The following is a 21,801-nucleotide window of genomic DNA, read 5'->3' as shown; positions in this document are numbered from 1 at the left end:
ACGGTTCACGATAGAGGGGATCGGGGATGACCGCATTCGCACTGGACCCGGACCAGCGGAAGTGGTGCGCCGAGCTGCGCACCCTGGCCGCCGAACGGCTCGGTCCGCTCGCCGCGGCCGGCGAGCCCGGTCGTGTCAACCGCCCCCTGGTCGCCGCCCTCGGTGAACTCGGCCTGCTGGAAAGGCTGTTCAGCGCGGGTGCGCTGGACCTCTGCCTGCTGCGCGAGTCCCTGGCGTACGGCTGTACCGAGGCCGAGACCGCTCTCGCCCTCCAGGGACTGGGCAGTTACCCGCTCGTCCAGGCGGGCACCGCGCACCAGCGGGAGCGGCTGCTTCCCGAGGTGATCGCGGGCCGGGCGGTCGCCGCCTTCGCGCTGAGCGAGTCCGGCGCGGGGTCCGACGCCGCCGCCCTGGAGCTCAGGGCCGAACCGGACGGCGGGGGCTGGCGGCTCACCGGCGGGAAGTGCTGGATCTCGAACGCCCCCGACGCCGACTTCTACACCGTCTTCGCCCGTACGACCGCGGGGGCCGGAGCCCGTGGGATCACCGCGTTCCTGGTGCCTGCCGACCGGCCGGGGCTGACCGGCTCCCGGCTCGACATGCTCTCGCCGCACCCCATCGGCTCGCTGGACTTCGACGCGGTGCCGGTCGGGCCGCAGGACGTCCTGGGCGAGCCGGACCGGGGTTTCCGGGTCGCGATGAACACCCTGAACCTCTTCCGTCCCAGCGTGGGCGCGTTCGCGGTCGGCATGGCGCAGGCGGCCCTGGACGCGACCATCGGCCACACCTCCCGGCGCACCGCGTTCGGCGGCCCGCTGAAGGACCTGCAGACCGTGGCCCACCAGGTCGCCGAGATGGCCACCCGCACCGAGGCCGCACGTCTGCTGGTCCACGCGGCCGCGGCCGCCTGCGACGCGGGCGACCCCGGCATCGCGAAACGCTCCGCGATGGCCAAACTCTTCGCCACCGAGACCGCCCAGTACGTCGTGGACACCGCCGTCCAGCTGCACGGCGCCCGGGCCCTCCAGCGGGGCCACCTCCTCGAACACCTCTACCGCGAGGTCCGCGCCCCGCGGATCTACGAGGGCGCCACCGAGGTCCAGCGCACCATCATCGCCAAGGAGTTGTACGGATGAGTCCCGACCACGATCCCCGGGGAGCCCCACGGACGAGCCTCGAACGGGTCAACCCGCCGGAGCTCTCGCCGCCCGCAGGGTTCTCCCACGCCGTCGCCGCCACCGGGACCCGGCTGGTCTTCCTGGCCGGGCAGACCGCCCTGGACGGTGCGGGCGAGGTCACCGGGTCCACCCTCCCGGCCCAGTTCGAGGTGGCGCTCTCGAACCTGCTCACCGCGCTGCGCGCCGCGGGCGGGGATCCCGCCGACCTCGCGCGGGTCACGGTGTACGCCACCGATGTGGCCGACTACCGCGCCCACGCCGCCGAACTGGGCCGTATCTGGCGGAAGCTGGCCGGCCGGGACTACCCGGCGATGGCCGTGATCGGCGCCACCCGGCTCTGGGACGAGCAGGCGATGGTGGAAATCGACGGAGTCGCCGTACTCTCCTGACATGCCCGGGATCACACTCTCCGCAGGCACCCTCGACTACGTGGACACCGGCGGCTCAGGCCCCGTCGTCGTACTCCTCCACGGGCTCGTGCACGACGCCACCGTCTGGCGCAAGGTGATCGAGGGTCTGCGCCCCGGCCACCGCGTGATCGCGCCCACCCTGCCGTACGGAGCGCACCGCACCCCCATGCGCCGCGACGTACCGCTGACCCCGGATTCGGTGGCGGAGCTCATCGCCGAGTTCCTCGACCGGCTGGAGCTGCGTGACGTCACCCTCGTCGAGAACGACTGCGGCCGCGCCCAGTCCGTCGCCGCCCGGCACCCGGAGCGGCTCGCCCGGCTGGTCCTGACGTCCTGCGAGGCATTCGACAACTATCCGCCGGGAATCCCGGGCAAGCTGATCGTGCTGGCCTGCCGGGTGCCGGGCGGTATCCCTCTCCTGGTCCGTACGCTCGCGATCAAGCCGATGCGCCGGCTGCCGGTCGGCTTCGGAGCGCTCACCGAGCGGCCGGTCCCCGACGAGATCGTCGACGGCTGGCTGCGCCCGCTTCTCACCGACAAGGCGATCCGCGAGGACTTCCGCCGCTACGGTCTGGGCGTACGCAGGACGGAACTGCTGGAGGCCGCGGAGGGGCTGCGGACATTCGACAAGCCCGCGCTGGTCGTGTGGGCGCTGGAGGACCGGATGAATCCGCGGGCCCACGGGAGGCGCCTCGCCGAGCTGCTTCCGCAGGGGCGGCTCCTGGAGATCGAGGACAGCGGCACCCTGATCGCCGAGGACCAGCCGGAACAACTGGTCGCGGCCCTGAGGGAGTTCATCGCCACCACGGGGTGACGGGGGCCGCGCCGGGGTACGGCCCGGCGGCCCCTTCCAGTCACTGTCGCGTCAGCGCGCTCTCGCGGCTTCCGCTGCGGTCACCGACGCCAGCAGCAGCTCCGCGTCGAAGAGCGAGGCGTCCGCGAGCCGGCTGGCCCCGGCGTAGGCGTTGAGCATGACCTTCGCGCTGCGCAGCGCGGCGGGTGACCGGCGGACCAGCGGTCTGATCCACCGGGTGACAGCGTCGTCCAGTTCGCTCTCCGGGACGACCTTGTGCAGTACGGAGAGCTCGGCGGCCTTCGCCGCGCTGAAGTTCTCCGCGGTCAGGATCAGTTCGCGGACCTTGGCGGTGCCCGCTTCGTTGAGCAGCCGGGGCAGCACGCCGCCCCAGGCGGGCGGCACCCCGAGCCCCAGTTCCGGCATCCGGTACCGGCTGGTGTCCGCGCCGACCCGCAGGTCGCAGAAGACCGCGAGCCCCAGCCCGGCGCCGACCACGCCGCCGTGCAGCCGGGCGATGGTCACCGCGTGGGCGGTGGCGAGCGCGTCACAGACCCGGCGGGCCTTGTTGGCCAGCGCGTGGAGCCCCGCTCCACCGGGGTCCGCGGCGAGCAGCGTGGCGAACTCGCTGCGCTCACCGCCGAGGCAGAAATTGTCCCCGGCGCCGGAAAGGACCAGCACTCTGATACCGGGATCGTCGTGCACGGCGTCGAGTACGGAGAGGAGTTCGTCGAGGACCTGGCCGGAAATCGCGTTGCCCGTCTCCGGAGTACTCAACTCCACTTTCAGTACGGCGCTTTCATGCGTCACACGGAGAGCCTTGAGATCTTCCACGATGTGCTTCTATTCCTTGTGCTCTGGCCCGTGGCATATGCAGTTCCTCGGGCTGACCGGGGCATTCCGTTTTTCTCCGGCCGGCTTGTCGGCCGGCTTCTCAGTCCTGGACGACCTTGAGTTCCGCCAGCCGGCGGAATGCCACACGCGGGGCCCAGACCGGGGTGCCACTGATGCGAAGCCCCGGCAGCCGCCTGAGCACACCGGTCAGCAGGGATGTCGCTTCCAGCCGGGCCAGCGGCGCGCCCAGGCAGTAATGAATTCCGCCGCCGAAGCTCAAGTGCGAGGCCCTGCGGTGGATGTTGAACATTTCGGCGCCGTCATACTTCTCCGGATCGTGGTGCGCGGCGCCGACGAGCAGCTGCACCATCTCGTCCTTGCGGACCAGCACATCACCGAGCACGGTGTCCGCCGGGGCGATCCTGCTGATCATGTGGATCGGCGGGTCGTAGCGCAGGACCTCGTCGATCACGTTCGGCAGGTGCTCGGGGTGCGTGCGCAGCCACTCCAGCTGGAGAGGGTGCTCAAGCAGCAGCCGGACGGAGGTGGAGAGCAGGTGGGAGGTGGTCTCCAGGCCCGCGAGCACCACGAAGAGCGCGAGGGAGTAGACCGCCTCGTCGGCAGCGGCCCGGTCGGGCTCCATCTCGTCCCAGGTCCGTATCCAGGCCGATACCGGATCGTCTCCCGGGTTCCTGCGGCGCTCCCGGACCAGGGCGGTGAAATACTCCCGCAGCCGCGCCGTCGCGGAATCCGAGAGCGTGAGCTGACTTGGCGAGGGGAATAATTCCTGGGTGAATACCTGATCGTGTGTGAGTTCCCGCATGAGCGGGTAATCATCGGGTGGTAGCCTCAGCCATTCCCCGATGACCGCAACCGGCAATTCCTCGCCGACCAGTCTGCAGAAATCGACTTCGCCGTCCCGCAGTTCCTCCGTCAGTCGATCGAGCAGCAAATCAGTGTTCCGGTCCACCGAATTGCTTATTATCTCAAGTGATTTACGGTCGAGTACGCGTTTTGCTGAGTTGCGCATTCGGGTGTGATCCGGCGGATTCAGCATGGGGAGTGTTTCCCCCATCTGGAGCGAGGCGGGGGCGCTCCAGCGAGTGGCGTCCTCCTGGCGAGTACGCCACTCGCTGCTCGGAACGGTCCAGGACCGGTCCCGCAGCACCTGGTCACACAGATCGTACGGAGTGACCAGGTGCCCACCCCACGGTGCGGGGAATACGTCCCCCATTTCCCTGAGTTCCGTATAGAAAGGGAAAGGGTTCGCCTGGCCTGCCGGTGTCCGCATACGAGAGAAGAGCGAAACGATGGCCCGCCTGTTGACAGGCGGGGTAGCCAGAGAAAGCTCCACTGCGACTCCTGTTGCAGAGATCACGTAAGATTTGCCAACCCTGTCTACCCGTGCGCCTGAACCTTCATGCGACGGTAAAGTCACTCAAGGTGTTGTGGATGTCACACCTTCCACCAGGTCAAGAATCCACTCCACCAGCTACCCTTTTCCGGCCTTCCGCGCCCCTGCGGGGCGGGCGTGTTTTCCGGTATACGGGGGCCGGTCGCGTAAGGCCTGGATGTGACCTTTTCCCTGCGTTCGGGCGTAAAGCGGGTCGGCAGTGCGGCCAGTGCGCGGTGGAAGGGTCCCGGCCGCCAGGTGAGCGTGTCCGCGGGCACCGCCAGATCGATGTCCGGCAGGGTGTTGAGCAGCTTCTCGATCGCCTGGACCGCGATCAGCAGCGCGGGGTCCTTGGCGGGACAGGCGTGCACGCCCGCGCCCCACGCCAGGTGCGCGCGCTTGCTGAGCGTCTGACGGCTCATCGACAGGGCCGGATCGCTGTTGGCGGCGGCGAAGCTGATGACGACCGGGTCGCCGGCGCGCACGGTCGTTCCGGAGAGGTCGACGTCGTACAGCGGGTAGTGCGCCGCGTAGTTGGCTATCGGCGGGCCGTTCCAGAGCACGTCGTTGATGGCGTCCTCGACGAGCAGCCCCGCCGAGTGCTGGCCGCCCGCGTACTTGTCGTCGGAGAGCAGCAGCCGCAGTGCGCTGGCGATGATGTTCTGGGTGGGCTCGGTGCCGGCCCCGATGAGCATGACCAGCTGGTGGATCATCTCCTCGTCCGTCAGCCGCGCCTCGTGCTGCATCAGCCAGGAGGTGATGTCCTCACCGGGCTGGGTGCGCTTCAGCGTGACCAGTTCGAACAGGGACTCCGTCAGGATCTCGTTGGCCTTCTCGACGTCGACGCCGTCGAACAGGCAGGAGATCCCGTACACCAGGCGGTCGCCGATCTCCGCGGGGCAGCCGAACAGATCGTTGAACACCAGGAGGGGTACCAACTGGGCGTACTCGGCGATGAGATCGGCCCGTCCGCGGCTGCTGAACTGCTCGATGAGATACATCGCCACGCGGTCGACGTGCCGGCTCACCCGGTGCGTGTCGATCCGGGCCAGCGACGACGTCACCGCCTGCCGCAGCCGCAGATGCTCGGTGCCGTCGGTGAACAGGCAGTTCGGCCGGTACGCCATCATCGGCAGGATCGGGCTGTCCAGCGGCACCTGACCCTCGCTCAGGGCGCGCCAGCGGCGCGAGTCCCGCGCGAACACGTCCGGGTTCTGGAGCACATGGAGAGCGGCCGCGTAGTCCGTGACGAGATGTGCCTCCACACCGGGGGACAGCTCGACGGGTGCCGCCGCGCCGTACGCCCGCATGTGTTCGTAGAAGGCTTCGGGGTCGGCGGCGAACTCGGGCCCGTGCAGCGGCACGCTCTGGCCGCTGTTGTGAGCGGGGCAGCCGGGAGGCGGACCCTGGCCTTCGGAAGGGTATTGCATGCCGAACTCCTAGGAAAGGCGAGACTGAAGATAGCGGACGAGGACGATCAGAGCATTCGCGGACGAGCGCTGATCGCGCGCATCGCAACTCACGAGAGGCGTCTCGGGAAGCAGGTCCAGAGCCTCCCTGATCTCCTTGTCCTCGTGATGCGTCCCGATGTCGAACCGGTTGACGGCGATGGTGTACGGAATTCCGTACTGCTCCACCAGGTCCATCACGGGGAACGACTCCTGGAGACGCTCGGGATCGACCAGTACGAGAGCTCCGAGTGCCCCGCGCGACATGTCTTCCCACACCTGGACGAAGCGCTGCTGACCGGGTGTTCCGAAGAGATAGAGCACCAGGTTCTCACTGAGCGTGAGACGGCCGAAGTCCATTGCGACGGTTGTCGTGGTCTTGCCGCGCGTTCCTTTGAGGTCGTCTATTTCCTCGCCGGCCCGCGTCATCACTTCTTCGGTCCGCAGCGGAGGGATCTCCGACATGGTCCCGATGAACGTGGTCTTGCCGACCGCGAAGTGCCCGACCACGAGGATCTTCGCTGCGGTCTGCACTGTTTCGTTCAGATAGACGCCGCTATCCGAAACGGGCTTGAAGGCCATTCAGCACCTCCTCGAGTATGCGTCGTTCGACACGCTCGGCCCGCGGAATGGGTTTGCGCGTGTAGAGATATCCCGCATCGGTGAGATCGGCGAGCAGGACACGGACGATGCCGACGGGCAGCTGAGTGTGCCCGGCGATCTCGGCGACCGCGAGGTATCCCCCGGAGCACAGCTCGACCAACCGGCGCTTCTCCGGGTCGAGATGCCCGACCGCGGGGCAGTTCTCGGCCACCGTGACCAGTGTGATCAGCGAGAGCTCTTGATCGTCCACCAGGCTGCGGCCGTTGGTGATGACGTACGGACGCACTAATTGCGGGGCTTCCGGTTCCTGGTCCGGGTCCTCTGTGGTCGTCATGCGCCGGCGTCGGCAATCTCGCGCGGGGGACTGGTCAGTGCCTTGCCGAGCTGGCTCACGAGCTGCTGCATACGGAAGGAGATCTCCGCCATGTCGACCTCGGGGGAGGCCGAGACGGCGAGGTAGGCGCCCTCGCCGGCGGAGATGAGGAACACCCAGCCGTGCTCGAACTCGACCAGCGTCTGGCGCCACTGGGGCCGGTTGCTCGGCGGGCCGCCGCAGAAGTCGGCCACCGTGCGGCTCAGGGACTGCATCCCGCTCATCGCGGCGGCGATGGTGTCGCCGTGGTCCTTGCCGACCTCCTTCGAGCGGGCCATGAGCAGGCCGTCGGCCGAGACGAGGATCGCGTGCCGCGCTTCGGGGACTTCCAGGGCGCTGTCAAGCATCCATGACAGGTCGTAGTTCACTGAGTCTCAGGCCCTTCGCTGCTTGCACTGGTGGAACGGCGTCCTGACTGGGTCCCCCGCTGGAACGCCCCCATCACGGAGGCGATCTGCTCGGTGGACCTGGCAGGGGCGGCCCCGGCGTCGGCTTCCGGCACGATGGAGATCGGTCCCCTTCTGCTGCGTTTCGGCAGACCGCCGAAGGTGGTGGCAGGGGCCGTTGCGGGTGCTGCCGCCGAATCCTCTTCGGGCGGCATCGGGAAGGACGCGGCCACGGTGGGAATCTCCTTCGCCTGGGGTTGGGGGGCGGGCTCCGGCATCGACGTGAGGAGGTCGTCGGGAAGGAGCACGACCGCGCGCACACCGCCGTAGGGCGACGTGGTGTCCACGGAGACACTGAATCCGTAGCGTGCGGCGAGCACGCCGATCACGGTGAATCCGAACTGCGGCGGGTTGCCGAGCCCCGCGACACCGGGGGAGCGCTCACTCGAAAGGAGCTTGGCCGCGCGGCTCTTCTCTTCCTCGTTCATGCCGACACCGGCGTCGTCGACGATGATGCAGACGCCCTTGGGCACCGGCCGGATGTTGATCTCGATCATGGTTTCCGGCGCCGAGTAACTGGTGGCGTTGTCCAGCAGTTCCGCCAGTGTCAATGCGACCGCTTCGACGGCGCGGCTCACGATGGCGAAATGGCTCTGGGTCCGGATCTCCACACGGGTGAAGTGACGGATACGGCCCTTCGCGCTGCGGACCACGTCGTAGAGCGACGCGTCCGTGCGCTGACGGCCGAGCCAGCCGTCGCAGAGCACGGCAATGGACTGGGCGCGCCGTGCGAACTGGGAATTCATGTGGTCAATGTCCAGGAGGTCCTGGAGAATTTGGAGCTCGCCGTACTTTCCCTGGAGTTTGGAAATGGCGAGCTGCTGCTCACTCGCAAGACCCTGGAGCGTCCGCATGGCGGATTTCAGAGCGGTTTTGGTGGCTTCTTCGGCCCGCTCCTTCGCCTCCTCCACGGATTCGGCGTAGTGTTCTTCCAGGGTGGTGTAGTGGCTTCTGAGTTCCTGCTTTTCCGTGCGGAGCTTGGAAATCGACTTTCTTCCGCGAACGATCGCGGTAGCGGCGACAGGAGTACCAGCTATCAAAGCCCAGAGTGCTGGATCCTGGAGGTACTGAGTCATAAGGCTCTCTTCGGGTGGCGGGGCCGCCGGGTACTGAATGTCTCGGGGGCGCGGTCGAGTGCACTCGTGGCCGCAGACATACGGGATCGGTCGCGCGCGTTCTCCTGCCCGACTGCCTTGAAAGGCCCGGCTGATGGCAAAGTTCCCCCCGGGGTGGCGGAATTCTGGCCCGACGCGCTGCGCAATTAAGCGCCATAGCGGGTTTGGTACCGCCTGGCAAGCGTGATGATCTTAGCACCACGAGATCGGGTGCCGTCCCTGGGGAATCGTTATCTTTCTGGCATCTGACGGAAATTCAGCAAGGTGCCCATATGGGGTCTTGTGGGCGTTGGCTATTTGCCGGACGTGCCCGATTGATCATGATTATTAATTCTTCGGGGTGAATGTCCGCCAGGTGCCGGGCCGGGACGGAGACCGTCCTGGCCGGGGCCGTCCGGACCCGTACCGCCCGGACCCGTACCGCCCGGACCCGTACCGTCAGGCCCGTACCGTCAGGCCGGTGTCGTCAGGGGGACGCGAGCCGTTCGATGGCGACCATGGCCGCGTCGTCGCCCAGGCTGCCGTCGGCGTGACGCAGCAGATCGACGCACAGATCCCCGAGGAGCACGTCCGGACTGTGGGCGCGGCACGTCGCGATCCGCTCGGGCAGCGGGTAGAAGCGGCCCGCCGAGTCGCGGGACTCGATGACGCCGTCCGTGTAGAGGAGCAGGATGTCGCCGACACCGAAGGGGAACGTCTGGGCGGTGAAGGCGGAACCGGCCAGCGACCCCAGCCCGAGAGGCGGCGCGGGCTCCCGGACGTCGAGCGAGCGCACCTGGCCGGATCGCAGCAGCAGGGGCGGCGGATGTCCGCAGCTGACCAGACGGACCTCCGGTTCGGTGTCCGGGATGTCCAGCACGGCCGCGGTCACGAAAGCCTCCGCACCGCGTTCGTCGTCCCCGTCATCGGGCAGCCCGTCGCGGTAGGCGGCGACCCCTGCCTCCAGTTGGGCCACGGCCTGCGGAAGGCCCGGCTCCTGGCGGGTCAGGGACCTGAAGGCGCCCAGGACCTGGGCTGCTTCGCCCATCGCGTCGAGTCCCTTGCCGCGTACGTCGCCGATGATCACGCGCGTCCCCCCGGCCAGGCGGGCGACCGCGTACAGGTCACCGCCGAGCTGCGCCTCCGCCTCCGCGGCCAGGTAGCGCGACGCGATGCGCAGTGTCCCGCTCCGCTCGGGCAGCGGCGGCATCACCACCCGCTGCACCGCCTGTGCCACCCAGCGGAGATGGCTCATCTCCCGTGCGTGCTGCTCCCGCAGATGGGCGAAGAAGGTGACGAAGACGGAGATCAGGAACAGCGCGATGATCTGGTAGGTGTGATTGAGGTCGTTGATGCTGGTGCGCGCGACGGCCACCAGTGACTGGGTCAGGACGGCGACCGCGCCGACGAACCCGGTCATACGGGCTCCGGCGAACGACGCCGTGATCGCCGGAGCCGCCACGAGGAAAGGGCCGAGATGGACGTCCGGCGGCGCGCTGAGGTCGAGCACCGTGACGGCGGCGATGAGGGCGAACGGCACCGCGATGAGCGCCTTCGGGCGTGGTCGGTCCTCGTGGAGCGGGCGCAGGATCCGCAGCGGGCTCATATCTCTGGATACCGCACGGGGGCCGCGCACGCTTCTCGTGGCCGCGCCGCCGCGGTCCCCGCGAGCCGGCTGCCGACCTCGGGGGCTCCGCACGCAGATGCGCGGGAATCACGGTGGTATGCGGTTGTATCCGTCTGTACGGAATGACACCACGGAACGGCCTTTTCGCCCCGGGAGGATGCGCCTTGCCCGCCAGCCCGAGTGTTCCCCCGCCGCCCCGGCGCGCCGAACCCCTGCAACGGCTGCTGTTCGGCGGCATCTACGGAACGATTCTCGCCAGCGCCCTGGCGGCCGCGCTGGGAAACGACAACGGCAGCCCGGACCCCGGATACGACGCGCTCTGGGTGCTGCTCACATCACTCGCGTCGGCGGCCGCGCACGGCTACGCCCATGCCATCGCCCACCGGACGGCCGACGGAGCGCCGGTCACGACCAGCACCGTACGGTCGGTGCTCACCGAGTGGCCGCTGACCGCCGCGGTACTGCCCACGGTGGCTGCCCTGCTCGGTGCGCACGAGGGCTGGTGGGGGGAGGAAGGTGCCATCGCGGTCGCTCTGGTGATCAATACGGTGGCGCTGTTCGGCTGGGGGTTCTGGGCCGCACGCGTGTCGGGCCGCAGCTGGGGCAAGGCGTCCCGGACCGGCGGCGTGGACATGCTGCTCGGGCTCTTCATCGTGGCGGCGAACATCCTGAGTCACTGAGTCACTGAGTCACTGATTCGCCGATTCGCCGATTCGCCGATTCGCCGTTTCGCCGAGTCACCGCGTCACTGACGTAGCTCTGTCCGGATCCGCCGCCGCACGGCCATGCGGCGGCCGCCGTCAGACCGCGCCCGGGTCCTGGTACACCGTGTCCAGAGCCAGGTACGCGCCTCCGCGGGCCGCCGCCGTGAAGCCCAGGCCGGACAGCAGGACTTCGCAGCTGCCCGCGGCCGGTGCCATGACCCGGTCCCGGACCGTGCGCCGGACGCGTTCGAGGATGAGGCCACCGATGTGGGTGAAGTACCCGCCGAGGACCACCGCGGCGGGGTTGAGCACATCCGCCAGCAGGGCGATGCCCAGCGCGAGGTCGTCCGCGATGCGGTTCAGGGCGTCGCGGGTGCGCGGGTCGCCCGCCTCGGCCCTGCGGCGGAGTTCGGCGAGCCGGGTCTCCAGATCGACCTCCTCGTCGTGGACTTCGTCGGTCCCGTCGGCCGCGAGGCGCAGGATGGCGTCGAGCCCGACCATGGTCTCCCAGCAGCCGTGGCGGCCACAGGAACAGGCGCGGCGGTCGGAGCCGAGCGGCATGTGGCCGACCTCGCCGGCGAAGCCGGTCGAGCCGCGCAGCAGCCGGCCGTCGCTGATGATGCCGGCGCCGACGCCGCGTTCACCGGTGATGCAGATCATGTCGCGTACGTCCGCGCACTGGGCCTGCGCGTACTCCGCGACGGCGGTGACCTTCGCGTCGTTCTCGACGAGCAGCGACGGCGGGACGCCTGCCAGGCGGGCGCGCAGCTCGTCGGCCGCCCGGACATCGCGCCAGCCGAGTGTCGGCGCGTACTCGACGGCGCCGGCGCCGGTGTCAATGACACCGGGAACGGCCAGGGTGGCGCCGACCGGGCGGATGCCGGCCCGTTCCAGCGCGTCGAAGCAGTCCTGGAGCGAGCGTGCCGTCAGGTCGAGCGCCGCACCGGCCCCGAGCTGCGCGACCGCCACCACGTCCCGGTGCTCGTAGACGGTTTCGCCGGTGAGGCCGAGGGCGAGGACGTGCACATAGCTGGTGCTGATCTCGATCCCGACACCGCAGATGTCCCGGCCGTCGAGGTGTACGAGAGTGCCGGGCCGGCCCACCGCGCCCTCGCGTCGCGCGGGCCCCTCACGGAGGAGGCCGAGTGAGACGAGTTCGGCCACCAGGCTGGTGACGGTCGGTTTGGGCAGGCCCGTGGTGCTCGCGATCTGCGCCCGTGACCGGGGCCCGGTGTCGCGCAGAATGCCCAGCACCACAGCGAGGTTGGTGCGGCGGACGGACCGCCGGTCCCGCGGCTCGAAGGGCCCGGACTGCACCGTGCCCGCCGGTGCGGGCGCTCGCGGGTCAGTTCTCACTCGTTCCTCGTCTCCCGCTCGCCTCGGCACGACCCACATGATGGCAAACCGCCGGGCGTCCGTGCCGGCCGGCAACGGATCCCGGCCGTCAGGTGCCTTGACAGCCCAGTAATTAGTTCGGATTCTAGTCGAACTAATCAGCGCCTGTGGATCCCGCGTGTTTCCGCAACCGCCGGTCGTGCGCACTGGCCGCCGTGCCGCCCCTGGGAGGCCCGGCCACGAGAGGGGTATCTGTGTCAGCCCGTTCCAGAACGAAGCTCGCGTGCGCGCTCGCCGCGGCCGCCATGTTCGCCGCGCCACTGGCCGGTGCACCGGCCTCCGCCGACTCCCCGGCGTACACGGTCACCATCGGTCAGAAGGGCGCCTGGACGAACCCCGACGACTCGCCCGCCGCCACCTACATCGACAAGGACGGGTCCTTCCACTACCAGCAGGCCCACTCCCTGTACGGGAAGGACGACTCGCGGGCCTGGACGTTCTTCCGGGGGAAGGACTTCGACTCCGCGACCCCCGACTCCGCGCTGAACGACGCTGTGAACCCTGCCAACGCCAAGGACCGCAACGGCGACACCACCTGGCGGTGCAACAACAGCCCCACCGGTCGCGAGGCCACCTACGCCCCTGCCACGTCGAGTTACTCACAGAAGAACTTCTGCGACCTCATGGGCGTGTGGGTGGACCCGGACACGGGTGACTGGTACGGCCTGGTCCACAACGAGTTCACGCCGCAGCCGCACGGTGACGGCCTGCACTACGACGCGATCGACTACGCCGTCTCCAAGAACCAGGGCAAGACCTGGGACATCAAGAACCACGTGCTCACCTCGCCGTACAGCACCAAGCGCGGCGATGACAAGGCGTTCCCGCACGAGACGTACGACTACGGCAACGGAGACCCGAGGCTGTTCGTCGACACCGCGTCCGGCTACTTCTACGTCTACTACAACTCCCGTGTGATCCCGAAGGCCGGATCCCCCGGCGGCTGGACGGACGGCAGTCTCGCGCACGTCGCCCGCGCCCCGATGTCCGCCAAGATGGCGCCCGGCTCCTGGCAGAAGTGGTACGACGGCTCGTGGTCCCAGCCCGGGATCGGCGGCCTGGAGAGCAACATGGAGCCGGTCGACGCCGCTCACCCCACGGGCTACACCCCCGTCGCCCACGACTACGACCCGGCCAACTCCGGAAGCGTCGCGGAACAGCAGGCGGCAGGTGAACTGCCCTCCAAGTCGGACCTGTTGACCATGAACGTCGCCTACGACGCCTATCTGGGGCTGTACGTCGGCGAGCCCGAGTCCATCCACCAGGACAGCACGGAGCCACAGCGGTTCTACGTGACCGACGACCTGGCCACCCAGAAGTGGCGCCTGGCCGGCGACTCCGGCGACTACCGGACGGGCTCCTGGTACCGCTGGATGCTGGACTCGGTGAACAAGACCGGCTCCACCGTGGTCGGCAGGACGTTCCGCAGCTACTGCTCGTACTCGTGCTCCGGCGGCGTGGACGGCGAGTACTACGACACCACCATCGGGACCGGTAAGCCCGCCGCGCCCGTCGCCTCCGGCACGGCGTACACCATCACCAGCGGCGGCGGTCGCGTTCTTGCCCAGGCGGGCAACGGCAAGGCGGCCGCTTCGCTGCCCGCCGGTGACCACTCCGCTCGCAGCCGCTGGGTGTTCACACCCCGGGGCGACGGCTCGTACGAGATCGCCAACGCTGCCACCCGGCAGCTGCTCGGGGTCGACTCCACCAGCGACGCCGGACGCGCCTGGGGCAGTACGCCCGGCGTGACCAGGGCGCCCGCGGGCGGCCCCACGGTCGGCCAGCAGTGGTTCGTCATTCCCGGCTCGACCGTCGGGGGACGGAATACCGGTACGTTCCGGCTGGTCAACCGGTACAGCGGCCTCGTCATCGGGATGTCGGGCGAGAAGGGCCGGCATGCCGAGACCACCCCCACCCGCGCCTGGACGGACACCACCGGCAGCACTGTCGGCGGAGCACGGACGGCGGCCGAGCAGACGCTGACCCTCAAGCCCGCCGCACGGACCTCGGCATCCGCCCACCGGACGTCTGCCACCGTGTCCCCGGCCCACCGCAAGGGCGACTGACCCCCGGGCCGTTTCCCGCGCCCGCGACAGCGGGTGCGGGACCGCGGCGCGCCCGGCCCGTTTCCCGCTTGCCGGGGCCTCGTGACACCGGGGTACTACGGCACCATGCCCCAGGAGGCCCCGACATGCCCGCCCGCTACCACCTGCGCTTCCAGATCCGGCCCGGTGCAGCCGCCGGCCGGCAGGCCGCCGAACTCGCGGCCTTCTGCGGGGAGTCCGGCGTCGAAGAGGTCGTCCTGCTGATCGCCGCCGAGGAATTCCACGACGGTCACCCGTCCGGGCCCGAGGAGGACCGTCTGTAGGACACCGCGGCCGCCACGGCGGCGGTGCTCATGGACGCCGGCCTCGGCGTCAGCCTCAATCCGTGGGTGACGACGGGTCATGCCGACCGTGGCCGGCGCGACCGCCACGGCTTCGCGCCCATGGTCGGCCCCGACGGGACCGTCGCGGCCGGGCAGGCCTCGTTCGCCTGCCCGCTGTGGCGGGCCTGGATCACCGCGCACTTCGCCCGGTTCGCAGGTCTGGGCCTGCGCACCCTGTGGCTGGAGGACGACTTCCGCTACCACAACCACGCGCCCCTGCCCTGGGGCGGCGGCTTCGAGCCGTTGATGCTGGAGCGTCTGGCCTCGCCGGCCGGCGGGCCGGTGACCCGGGAACAGGTGGTCGCCGCCGTCACCGCCCCCGGTCCCGCGCACCCCTGGCGGGCCCAGCTCCAGCAGGTGTGGCGCACCGCGCAGCTGGAGGTCGCGGCGATGGTCGCGCAGGCCGTCGAGAAGCACTCCGGCGGCCGCTCCCGGCTGGGGCTGATGAGCTCCGGGCCTGACGCGCACAGCGTGGAAGGACGGGACTGGACGGCGCTGTTCGACGCACTCGCCATCGACGGCGAGGCTGTTCACCGACCCCACTTCGCCCCCTACAGCGATGCGCCAGGCCGGGCCCTCAGCTCCTCCGTGTGGCTCCTGGAGCTGCAGCGCGCGTTGCGGCCCCCCTTCGTCCGCAGCGAACCGGAGATCGAGAACTGGCCGCACACCTCCTGGTCGAAGTCCGACACACAGACCTGGTCGGAGATGGTCACCGCGCAGCTCTCGGGCGCGGACGCACTCTTCCTCAACCTCCACCCCATGCACTCCGGACATGCCCGCCGCCACCCGCGCATCGCGGGCCTGCTGCGCCGCTCCCGCCCCGCTCTCGATCTCGTGGCCGAACGCGCGGCCGGAGAGCTCGGCACCTGCGGCGTCCAACTGCCCGTCCGTCCGCAGGCGTCCGCCCTGACACGTACCCGCCACTCCGGCCACCTGGACGACCTGGAGCCCGACACAAACTCCGCGGCCGACTTCCTCCTGCGCTACGGCGTGCCGGTGACGGCCCAGGATTCTCCGGTGCGGGTGCTGTTCGGCCGGCAGGCGTGGGCGTTCGACGACGCCGAGGTGCGGCATCTGCTCGCCGGCGGGCTGCTCCTCGACGGAACCGCCGCGCACGTGCTGAGCGAACGCGGCTTCAGCGACCTGCTCGGGGTCACGGCCGACGAGACAGTCGGCCGTGAGGAGCCGGCTGCCCCTGGTCCGTACGCGTACGAACACCTGAGCTCGTACGCGTACGAGCACCTGAGCCCGGCGGGGCTCTGCGACGTCGAGGACGTCCACCTCAGCGTCAACGTCCAGCCGGCTCTCGCACGGCTGCGTCCCGCGGTCGGCACCGAGGTGTGGACCACCGTCCGAACCCCGGACGGCCGGAGCTGGGGCGCCGGACGCTGCCTCCACACCAACGACCTGGGCGGACGCGTCGGCGTACTCGCCGCCACTGCTCCACACCTGCTGCCGCACGACGACGCCGGGCGTTCCCTGCTGCACCGCATGGTGCGCCGTCTGGAAGGCGCCGCGGCGCCGAGGCTGCCACTGGTCAGCGGCGGCCCCCATCTGATCCCGAGACTGGCCCGCACGCCGCAGGGGCCGCGCCTCGCCATCGCCAATGGCAGCGCCGACCCGGCCCGCCCGCGGATCTCCCTGCCCGGGGGATCGGGGAAGGCGGCCGCCACCTTGCTCGCGCCCCTCTCGGACCCTGCGCCCGCGCCGCTCGTCTCGGCCGACCGCATGCTCACCGCGGGGCTCGAACTGCCCGCCTGGGGGTGGCTGCTGGTGGAGTGGACGCCGAATGCGGATGTGGGGAGGGGGGACGAGGAGAGGGGCGGCGCTGATTCGTTGAGGGAGCGGGGTACGGGCCGTCCCGGCGGTTCGGAATTGCCGAAGCCTGCCCGTGGATGAGCCGAGCAGGTCCCCATAAGACAGTGGAATGACCCCGAACGGATCAGACTTACCCCCATTCAGGAGAGCGCGCTGTGTGTCGAATTGTGCACGGGGGTGATTGCCGTGGTGCGCGCAGTAGGTTCCTCCTGCTGAGGCGATTGGTTTCCTCCATGGGCCGTTCGACGGCGAATTGTGTGAACAGTGAGCCGTTCGTGTCGGCGCACAGGGGGACCTCGCCTCACGGCATCTACCCATCGGTCTGTGATCTCGTGGAGGCAGCGCGTGTTCCCCAAGCCCAAGACCAGCAAGCTCGTCATGGCACTGACCGCCGGTGCCATGGCCGTCGGCGTGGCCGCAGGTCCGGCCCTGGCCGGCGACAGCAGCATTGGCACGACCTACAAGGGCCAGGCGACGACCACGGCCACGTCCTACTACAAGGGGCGTGTGACTGCCAGGACGGGTGTGCTGGTCCGGAGCGGCCCGAGCCAGCGCTACCGCGTCGTCGGCTCCTACTCGTACAACTCGATCATCCCGATCGTGTGCAAGGTGCGCGGCGAGAACGTGCTCGGTAACAACCTCTGGTACAAGACGCCCAAGGGCAACTTCGTATCGGCGCGGTACGTCGCGAACGTGGGCAGCATTCCGCGCTTCTGCTGAACGCAGGAAGAAAGTCCCCTCGCGCGGTGATATTCCTGCTGTGCAGCGATATGGCGCAAGGGGCTTGATCCGCATCCTGTTGCATTCGTCGCCGGCCCTACGCTCCTGGGGGCCGGCGACGAAGCGTTTGCCACGAACCTTCGCTCAGATGTCGCGGAACTCATAGACAAAGCTTCTGACCTGCACAAATGACCCCTCTTGAAGATCACCTTGCACGGTTGTTGCACAAGCCGCACGGAGCAGGAGTCACGCGGCCCTGGCGTAGGCGCTCCGGACCGCGATGCGGACCTTGGAACCGGCTCCCACGACCCGGTGCACGTATTTACGCAGGGTAAACGCGGGATCGGCGTGGCCGAGGCGGTCCGCGAGCGTGTACACGTCTACCCCGCCGTTGATCATCATCGACGCGTACAGGTGCCGGAGCGCGTGCATCATCACGTCGCGGGACTTCTCCCAGCGTCGTCCCTTCGCGTCGGGCTCAAGGGGCTTGATGAGGCCGGCCGACGCCAGGGCGGGCTTCCAGCGGTAGGAGTTGAACCAATTCGACTGAATGGCGGTCTTCTCCCGGGTGTAGAAAATCAGCCGCACCGTGGTCGGGTCGCCGCCTTTGCTGCCCCACGGTCGGGTCACCTCGACCGGCGGGTACTTCTCCATGTGCTCGCGCAGGGGGATGGCCACGTCGTCGGTCAGCTCGACCCACCGGTCCTTCGGGTCCTCGTCGTCTCCGCCCTTGGGGAGGGCGTATACGAGGAACGAGCCGTCGTGGACTACTTGCCGTTGCACGTGCACCATGGCGCCGTCCGGATGTGCCCAGTCGATGTCTTCTGGTGACAGGCCGAATATCTCTCCTTGCCGAAGGCCCAGGCCGCGACCACAGTCGACGAGAGCTTTGTAGCGGCCGGGAAGTTCGGCACGGATCTTCTCGGTGTCCTCCCATGTCAGGGTCAGCTCGGCCCGGCCGCCACCTCCCCGCTTCGGCTTGGCGTCCTGCACCGATTTGGCGAGGCACGGATTTTTGTGTATCAGGCTGTCGTCCACGGCCAGGTCAAAGACAGCCCGAAGATTGTCGAAGACCAGGCGCAGCGTGGAACTTTCGAGCAGCCTGCGACGGTCGTGCAGCCAGTCCAGCAAAGATGAGGCGTTCACGTCCTTTACGCGCATCTTCCCAACTGCGGTAGGAACGACGTGCAGGAGAATCCGCTCCTTGTGGCGTCGGTAAGTCCGTGGATTCTTGTGTTCGTGCCCCTTGAGCCACGTAAGGGCGAGTTCACCGACCCTGACCTCACCGGCACGAGGGTTGATGTACGAGCCGTCGTCCACTCCGGACCGCATCTTGGTCTCGTGCTTGCGGGCTTCGACCTCGGTGCGGAACAGTTCCGTCTGCTGGACATCTTCCCGGTTGCGCCATCGGGCCTGCCACCGCTTCCCCGTCCCGTGATCCCGCGTCGGGACTTTGCCGTGTTCCTTGCAGGTCGACTCCCCCCCTTTTGGGCGCGACTTGTGCCAGCGGTCGTACGGCATCGACTCAACTCCTAGTTTCCAACGGCCCTTTGAGTCTATTTGTGGACTCTTTTTAATCAGGGCCATCGTCGACGGCGAGATTGTCTGCCCGTTCATCGCGCCCTGAGTGAATTGAATGTTGATCCAGGCGAGCTGAAGATGTCAAATGCATTCTTGGGGTCTTCGTGACAAAGGGTGCAGAGCGGTAGAGAAGATTTCACCTAGGTGAATGCTCGCTGAGGGTTCGGCGAGCCCTCGCCGAACCCTCAGTGAAAATTCGCCGGTGTCCTTCGAGAGTTCGCAAGAGTCGTAGGCATTTCGTCGAGAGGCCCTCTGTTTGGTCCGGCCGGAATTTAATGCAAACGTTCCGTGTGCCACCACGGCGGAATGCCGCTCACGTGGTTCTTTCCTGCCCGCTTCGAACCGTTCTGGAGTGCCCATGCGTCGAACCACTGCCCGCGCGGAAGAAGTAGCTGGCGGCGTGGGGGACCATTGTCCCTTGATGAGTGCGGAGGAGCTGGCCGACTTTCTGGGTGTACCTCTGAATACGGTCTACATATGGAATCACCGACACCAGGGGCCGCGAGCCCACAAGGTCGGCCGCTATTTGCGCTACCGCTGGCCGGAGGTGGAGGCATGGCTGGAAGCTCAAGCGGTGAAGCGCGCGACCTGATCGGCCAAGATTGGCTGGTGCCCTTGTCCTTGGTCGGCGACAGAACCGGCGTAACACCCGAACGGCGCTGCCGTCCAGCATTTTCCCAGTTCAGAGCGCTGCGGCACGATGAAAATCAGCGGCCGGGTCGAATTTCGCCGTGCGTGTCCAGAGCGACTAGGTACGCACGAACCCGTCGACGTGCCCACTCTGCGCGGCATCGCCGTGCCGTGTGCGTAGGAGGCGCCTTGCCCTCATGCCCACCAGTTGTGAGGGTCCATCCCTCCCTTATGGCTGCGCCGCCATGACGGTCCCGCACTACTGTTGGAGTTGACGACCTGACGTGTCCATTTCCAGCTTAGGGGGCGGATTTTCCCAACGAGGCACGAGTGTTGCGATGAATCGTATGATGTGTCAGAACCGCTTACGGGTGGGGTACTTGAGGCGGTTGCATTCGCCTGGGCCAGTCAGGGCGCGGGCCTCATCGCTCGGGGGACGTCGTTGTACCTTGCCTGCCTGTACGCGGAGAACTTCCGGATCTTCGGCGCGGCGCCGCAGAAGGACGGCGACAAGGACGCCAGCCTGAGCCTGGACTTCGGTCCGGCCACGAACGTCCTCGTCGGCGAGAACGACAGCGGCAAGACGGCCATACATCGATGCGATCCGCCTGTGCCTGCTGACGACCGCGGCTGACTTCTACCGCATCGCGCGCGACGACTTCCACGTCGGACCGGACGGCCGCGCGGGCACTTTCAAGATCACCTGCGGGTTCAAGGGCCTCACGACGGAAGAACAGGCCGTCTTCCTTGAGTTGCTGACCACGGACGATGAGGGCAACGTAGCCCTCTACGTCACCGTCAAGGCGGAGTTGATGGACCCGCTGCGTCCCCACCGCGTCGCGATGACCACGCGCACCGGCCGTGATGGGCAGGGGCCGGCCCTGGACGGTGCCGCACGTGAACTGCTGAAGGCCACCTACCTGCGGCCCCTGCGGGACGCCGAGGCGGAGTTGCGCTCCGGCCGCGGATCACGGCTGTCGCAAATCCTGGCCGGCTACCCCGCCATGCGCGCACAAGGTGAGGACGACTTCGACGAGGAGAGCGGCAGCGCCTCCACCCTGGTCGGCATCCTGCGCCGTGCGGAGCGGCACATCAGCGACAACGAGGCCATCAAGACGGCCCGGGACGACATCAACACCGGTTACCTGCAGAAGTTCTCCATCGGTTCCGACGTCCTGCGCGGTGAGATCGGCGTTGCGGGTGATGCCACGCTCGCCCGCGCGCTGGAGCGGCTGGAACTCACGCTGTTCGCGGGTACGGGGGAGTGGACCAGACACGGTCTGGGTTACAACAACGCCCTGTTCATGGCGGCCGAACTGCTCCTGCTCGGCAACAGCGTCATCGCGCCCCTTCTGCTGATCGAGGAACCCGAAGCCCACCTCCATCCGCAGCTTCAGACCCGCATCATGGACCTCCTGCGGGATCGCGCCGAGACCGCGAACACGGTGGAGACGCCGCCGGTCCAGGTCATCCTTACTACCCACAGCCCGAACCTGGCCTCGGCCATCCCGGTCGAACACCTCACCCTCGTCGCCCGCGGATCCACCTTCCGCCTGGCCCCGGGCCTGACCAAGCTGGATGAGGGCGACTACGCCTTCCTCACCCGTTTCCTCGACGTGACCAAGGCCAACCTGTTCTTCGCCCGCAGCGTCGCAATCGTCGAGGGCGACGCCGAAGCCATCGTCCTGCCCGCCCTCGCACAGGCGGTCGGCCGGTCGTTCAGCGAATGCGGCGTCAGCGTCGTCAATGTCGGCGGCGTCGGCCTCTTCCGCTACAGCCGGATCTTCCAACGCGAGGGCGAGCAGATACCGGTCGCCGTGGCCTGCATCCGGGACCGGGACCTGGTTCCCGCAGGTACCTCCGCGGAGATGCGCAAGAAGCTGAAGTGCTCGGCGGAGATGACCAAGCAAGGGATCGAAAAGCACGTCGCAGGGTTGAAAGAGGAGGACAGCGGCCACGTACGCACCTTCGTCTCCAACCACTGGACGCTGGAGTACGACCTGGCCGCCAGCTCCTGGACCATGGCGACCCTGATGCACCAGGCCGTTCGTGCCGCTGTCGCTTCCAAGACCACCTGGCCCACCGCGGACAGACTCGCCGACCTGGACCGACTGGCGCAGGAGGAGGTCAAGAAGTGGCGAGAGAGCAACGTTCCCCTGGAAAAGGCGGCCTTGGACATTTATGAGCCGCTGCGCATGGGCCGGGGCAGTAAGCCGATCGCCGCTCATCACGCGGCCCGGCTGCTGCAGAGCACGCCCGTGACCGATGAAGACCTGCCGCCCTACCTCGTGGCCGCCTTCACGTACCTGTGCAGGGAGGTCTGAGC

Annotated in this window: 21 protein-coding genes; 11 read left to right on the top strand and 10 right to left on the bottom strand. The window is 68.3% G+C overall.

Annotated features, from left to right (window positions below; all coding sequences use genetic code 11):
- Nucleotides 1–26: 26 nt before the first annotated feature.
- From OG285_RS06305 to OG285_RS06295, 3 genes are read left to right on the top strand one after another with little or no spacing between them, the layout of a single operon-like run.
- Nucleotides 27–1,136, top strand: a complete 1,110-nt coding sequence (locus OG285_RS06305; RefSeq protein WP_371790451.1) for an acyl-CoA dehydrogenase family protein — start codon at nucleotides 27–29, stop codon at nucleotides 1,134–1,136.
- Entirely contained in the window at nucleotides 1,133–1,567 is a 435-nt protein-coding gene (locus OG285_RS06300; protein WP_356830302.1) for a RidA family protein, read from the top strand. Before OG285_RS06305 ends, OG285_RS06300 begins: the two co-directional genes overlap by 4 nt.
- 1 nt (nucleotide 1,568) lies before the next feature.
- On the top strand, nucleotides 1,569–2,402 hold the full coding sequence (locus OG285_RS06295) for an alpha/beta fold hydrolase (RefSeq protein ID WP_371790450.1): 834 nt from the start codon (nucleotides 1,569–1,571) through the stop codon (nucleotides 2,400–2,402).
- 51 nt (nucleotides 2,403–2,453) lie between these two features.
- Here the strand turns inward: OG285_RS06295 and OG285_RS06290 are convergent, their stop codons facing one another.
- From OG285_RS06290 to OG285_RS06255, 8 genes are all read right to left on the bottom strand, one after another.
- Nucleotides 2,454–3,218: an enoyl-CoA hydratase/isomerase family protein gene (locus tag OG285_RS06290; RefSeq protein WP_371793468.1), complete on the bottom strand. Its 765-nt coding sequence runs from the start codon at nucleotides 3,216–3,218 to the stop codon at nucleotides 2,454–2,456.
- A gap of 97 nt (nucleotides 3,219–3,315) precedes the next feature.
- Nucleotides 3,316–4,506 carry a cytochrome P450 gene (locus OG285_RS06285; protein WP_371793467.1) on the bottom strand — a complete coding sequence of 397 codons (1,191 nt, stop codon included), beginning with the start codon at nucleotides 4,504–4,506 and terminating at the stop codon, nucleotides 3,316–3,318.
- Nucleotides 4,507–4,670: 164 nt separating this feature from the next.
- The gene (locus tag OG285_RS06280; protein ID WP_356830308.1) at nucleotides 4,671–6,038 is read right to left on the bottom strand and encodes a cytochrome P450; all 1,368 of its coding nucleotides are present in this window, start codon (nucleotides 6,036–6,038) and stop codon (nucleotides 4,671–4,673) included.
- Nucleotides 6,039–6,047: 9 nt separating this feature from the next.
- Nucleotides 6,048–6,638: an ATP/GTP-binding protein gene (locus OG285_RS06275; RefSeq protein ID WP_356830310.1), complete on the bottom strand. Its 591-nt coding sequence runs from the start codon at nucleotides 6,636–6,638 to the stop codon at nucleotides 6,048–6,050.
- The gene (locus OG285_RS06270; RefSeq protein WP_356830312.1) at nucleotides 6,613–6,993 is read right to left on the bottom strand and encodes a DUF742 domain-containing protein; all 381 of its coding nucleotides are present in this window, start codon (nucleotides 6,991–6,993) and stop codon (nucleotides 6,613–6,615) included. Before OG285_RS06270 ends, OG285_RS06275 begins: the two co-directional genes overlap by 26 nt.
- The gene (locus OG285_RS06265) at nucleotides 6,990–7,400 is read right to left on the bottom strand and encodes a roadblock/LC7 domain-containing protein (RefSeq protein ID WP_356830314.1); all 411 of its coding nucleotides are present in this window, start codon (nucleotides 7,398–7,400) and stop codon (nucleotides 6,990–6,992) included. The genes OG285_RS06270 and OG285_RS06265 overlap by 4 nt, the downstream gene beginning before the upstream one ends.
- Nucleotides 7,397–8,554, bottom strand: coding sequence for an ATP-binding protein (locus OG285_RS06260; RefSeq protein WP_356830316.1), 1,158 nt, complete (start codon nucleotides 8,552–8,554; stop codon nucleotides 7,397–7,399). The genes OG285_RS06265 and OG285_RS06260 overlap by 4 nt, the downstream gene beginning before the upstream one ends.
- 505 nt (nucleotides 8,555–9,059) lie before the next feature.
- Nucleotides 9,060–10,178, bottom strand: a complete 1,119-nt coding sequence (locus OG285_RS06255) for a PP2C family protein-serine/threonine phosphatase (protein WP_371790449.1) — start codon at nucleotides 10,176–10,178, stop codon at nucleotides 9,060–9,062.
- A 185-nt stretch (nucleotides 10,179–10,363) separates the two neighbouring features.
- On the opposite strand from OG285_RS06255, the gene OG285_RS06250 reads away from it, so the two are divergent.
- The gene (locus tag OG285_RS06250; RefSeq protein ID WP_356830320.1) at nucleotides 10,364–10,879 is read left to right on the top strand and encodes a hypothetical protein; all 516 of its coding nucleotides are present in this window, start codon (nucleotides 10,364–10,366) and stop codon (nucleotides 10,877–10,879) included.
- Between the two features lie 120 nt (nucleotides 10,880–10,999).
- Here OG285_RS06250 and OG285_RS06245 read toward each other — a convergent pair whose 3' ends face one another.
- Nucleotides 11,000–12,259 carry an ROK family protein gene (locus tag OG285_RS06245; RefSeq protein WP_371790448.1) on the bottom strand — a complete coding sequence of 420 codons (1,260 nt, stop codon included), beginning with the start codon at nucleotides 12,257–12,259 and terminating at the stop codon, nucleotides 11,000–11,002.
- A 233-nt stretch (nucleotides 12,260–12,492) separates the two neighbouring features.
- Between OG285_RS06245 and OG285_RS06240 the strand changes: the two genes are divergently transcribed.
- The 4 genes from OG285_RS06240 (at nucleotide 12,493) to OG285_RS06225 (ending at nucleotide 17,264) form a co-directional block, all read left to right on the top strand.
- Complete coding sequence (locus OG285_RS06240) at nucleotides 12,493–14,364, top strand: RICIN domain-containing protein (RefSeq protein WP_371790447.1); 1,872 nt, start codon at nucleotides 12,493–12,495, stop codon at nucleotides 14,362–14,364.
- A 125-nt stretch (nucleotides 14,365–14,489) separates the two neighbouring features.
- Complete coding sequence (locus OG285_RS06235; RefSeq protein ID WP_371790446.1) at nucleotides 14,490–14,666, top strand: hypothetical protein; 177 nt, start codon at nucleotides 14,490–14,492, stop codon at nucleotides 14,664–14,666.
- A 30-nt stretch (nucleotides 14,667–14,696) separates the two neighbouring features.
- On the top strand, nucleotides 14,697–16,625 hold the full coding sequence (locus OG285_RS06230) for a hypothetical protein (protein WP_371790445.1): 1,929 nt from the start codon (nucleotides 14,697–14,699) through the stop codon (nucleotides 16,623–16,625).
- Between the two features lie 264 nt (nucleotides 16,626–16,889).
- On the top strand, nucleotides 16,890–17,264 hold the full coding sequence (locus OG285_RS06225) for an SH3 domain-containing protein (protein WP_356830328.1): 375 nt from the start codon (nucleotides 16,890–16,892) through the stop codon (nucleotides 17,262–17,264).
- 246 nt (nucleotides 17,265–17,510) lie between these two features.
- On the opposite strand, the gene OG285_RS06220 is transcribed toward OG285_RS06225, so the two are convergent.
- A complete protein-coding gene (locus tag OG285_RS06220) occupies nucleotides 17,511–18,881 on the bottom strand; it encodes a tyrosine-type recombinase/integrase (protein ID WP_371790444.1) in 1,371 nt (456 codons plus the stop codon).
- 322 nt (nucleotides 18,882–19,203) lie between these two features.
- Between OG285_RS06220 and OG285_RS06215 the strand changes: the two genes are divergently transcribed.
- From OG285_RS06215 to OG285_RS06205, 3 genes are all read left to right on the top strand, one after another.
- A complete protein-coding gene (locus OG285_RS06215; protein ID WP_371790443.1) occupies nucleotides 19,204–19,437 on the top strand; it encodes a helix-turn-helix transcriptional regulator in 234 nt (77 codons plus the stop codon).
- 480 nt (nucleotides 19,438–19,917) lie between these two features.
- The gene (locus OG285_RS06210) at nucleotides 19,918–20,109 is read left to right on the top strand and encodes a hypothetical protein (RefSeq protein ID WP_371790442.1); all 192 of its coding nucleotides are present in this window, start codon (nucleotides 19,918–19,920) and stop codon (nucleotides 20,107–20,109) included.
- A gap of 118 nt (nucleotides 20,110–20,227) precedes the next feature.
- Nucleotides 20,228–21,799, top strand: a complete 1,572-nt coding sequence (locus OG285_RS06205; RefSeq protein ID WP_371790441.1) for an ATP-dependent endonuclease — start codon at nucleotides 20,228–20,230, stop codon at nucleotides 21,797–21,799.
- The last annotated feature ends 2 nt before the right edge of the window (nucleotides 21,800–21,801 follow it).

It is taken from the genome of Streptomyces sp. NBC_01471, assembly GCF_041438865.1.
GTDB lineage: Bacteria > Actinomycetota > Actinomycetes > Streptomycetales > Streptomycetaceae > Streptomyces.
The sequence above is the reverse complement of the archived record's forward strand: the minus strand, read 5'-3'. Positions and strand labels throughout refer to the sequence as shown.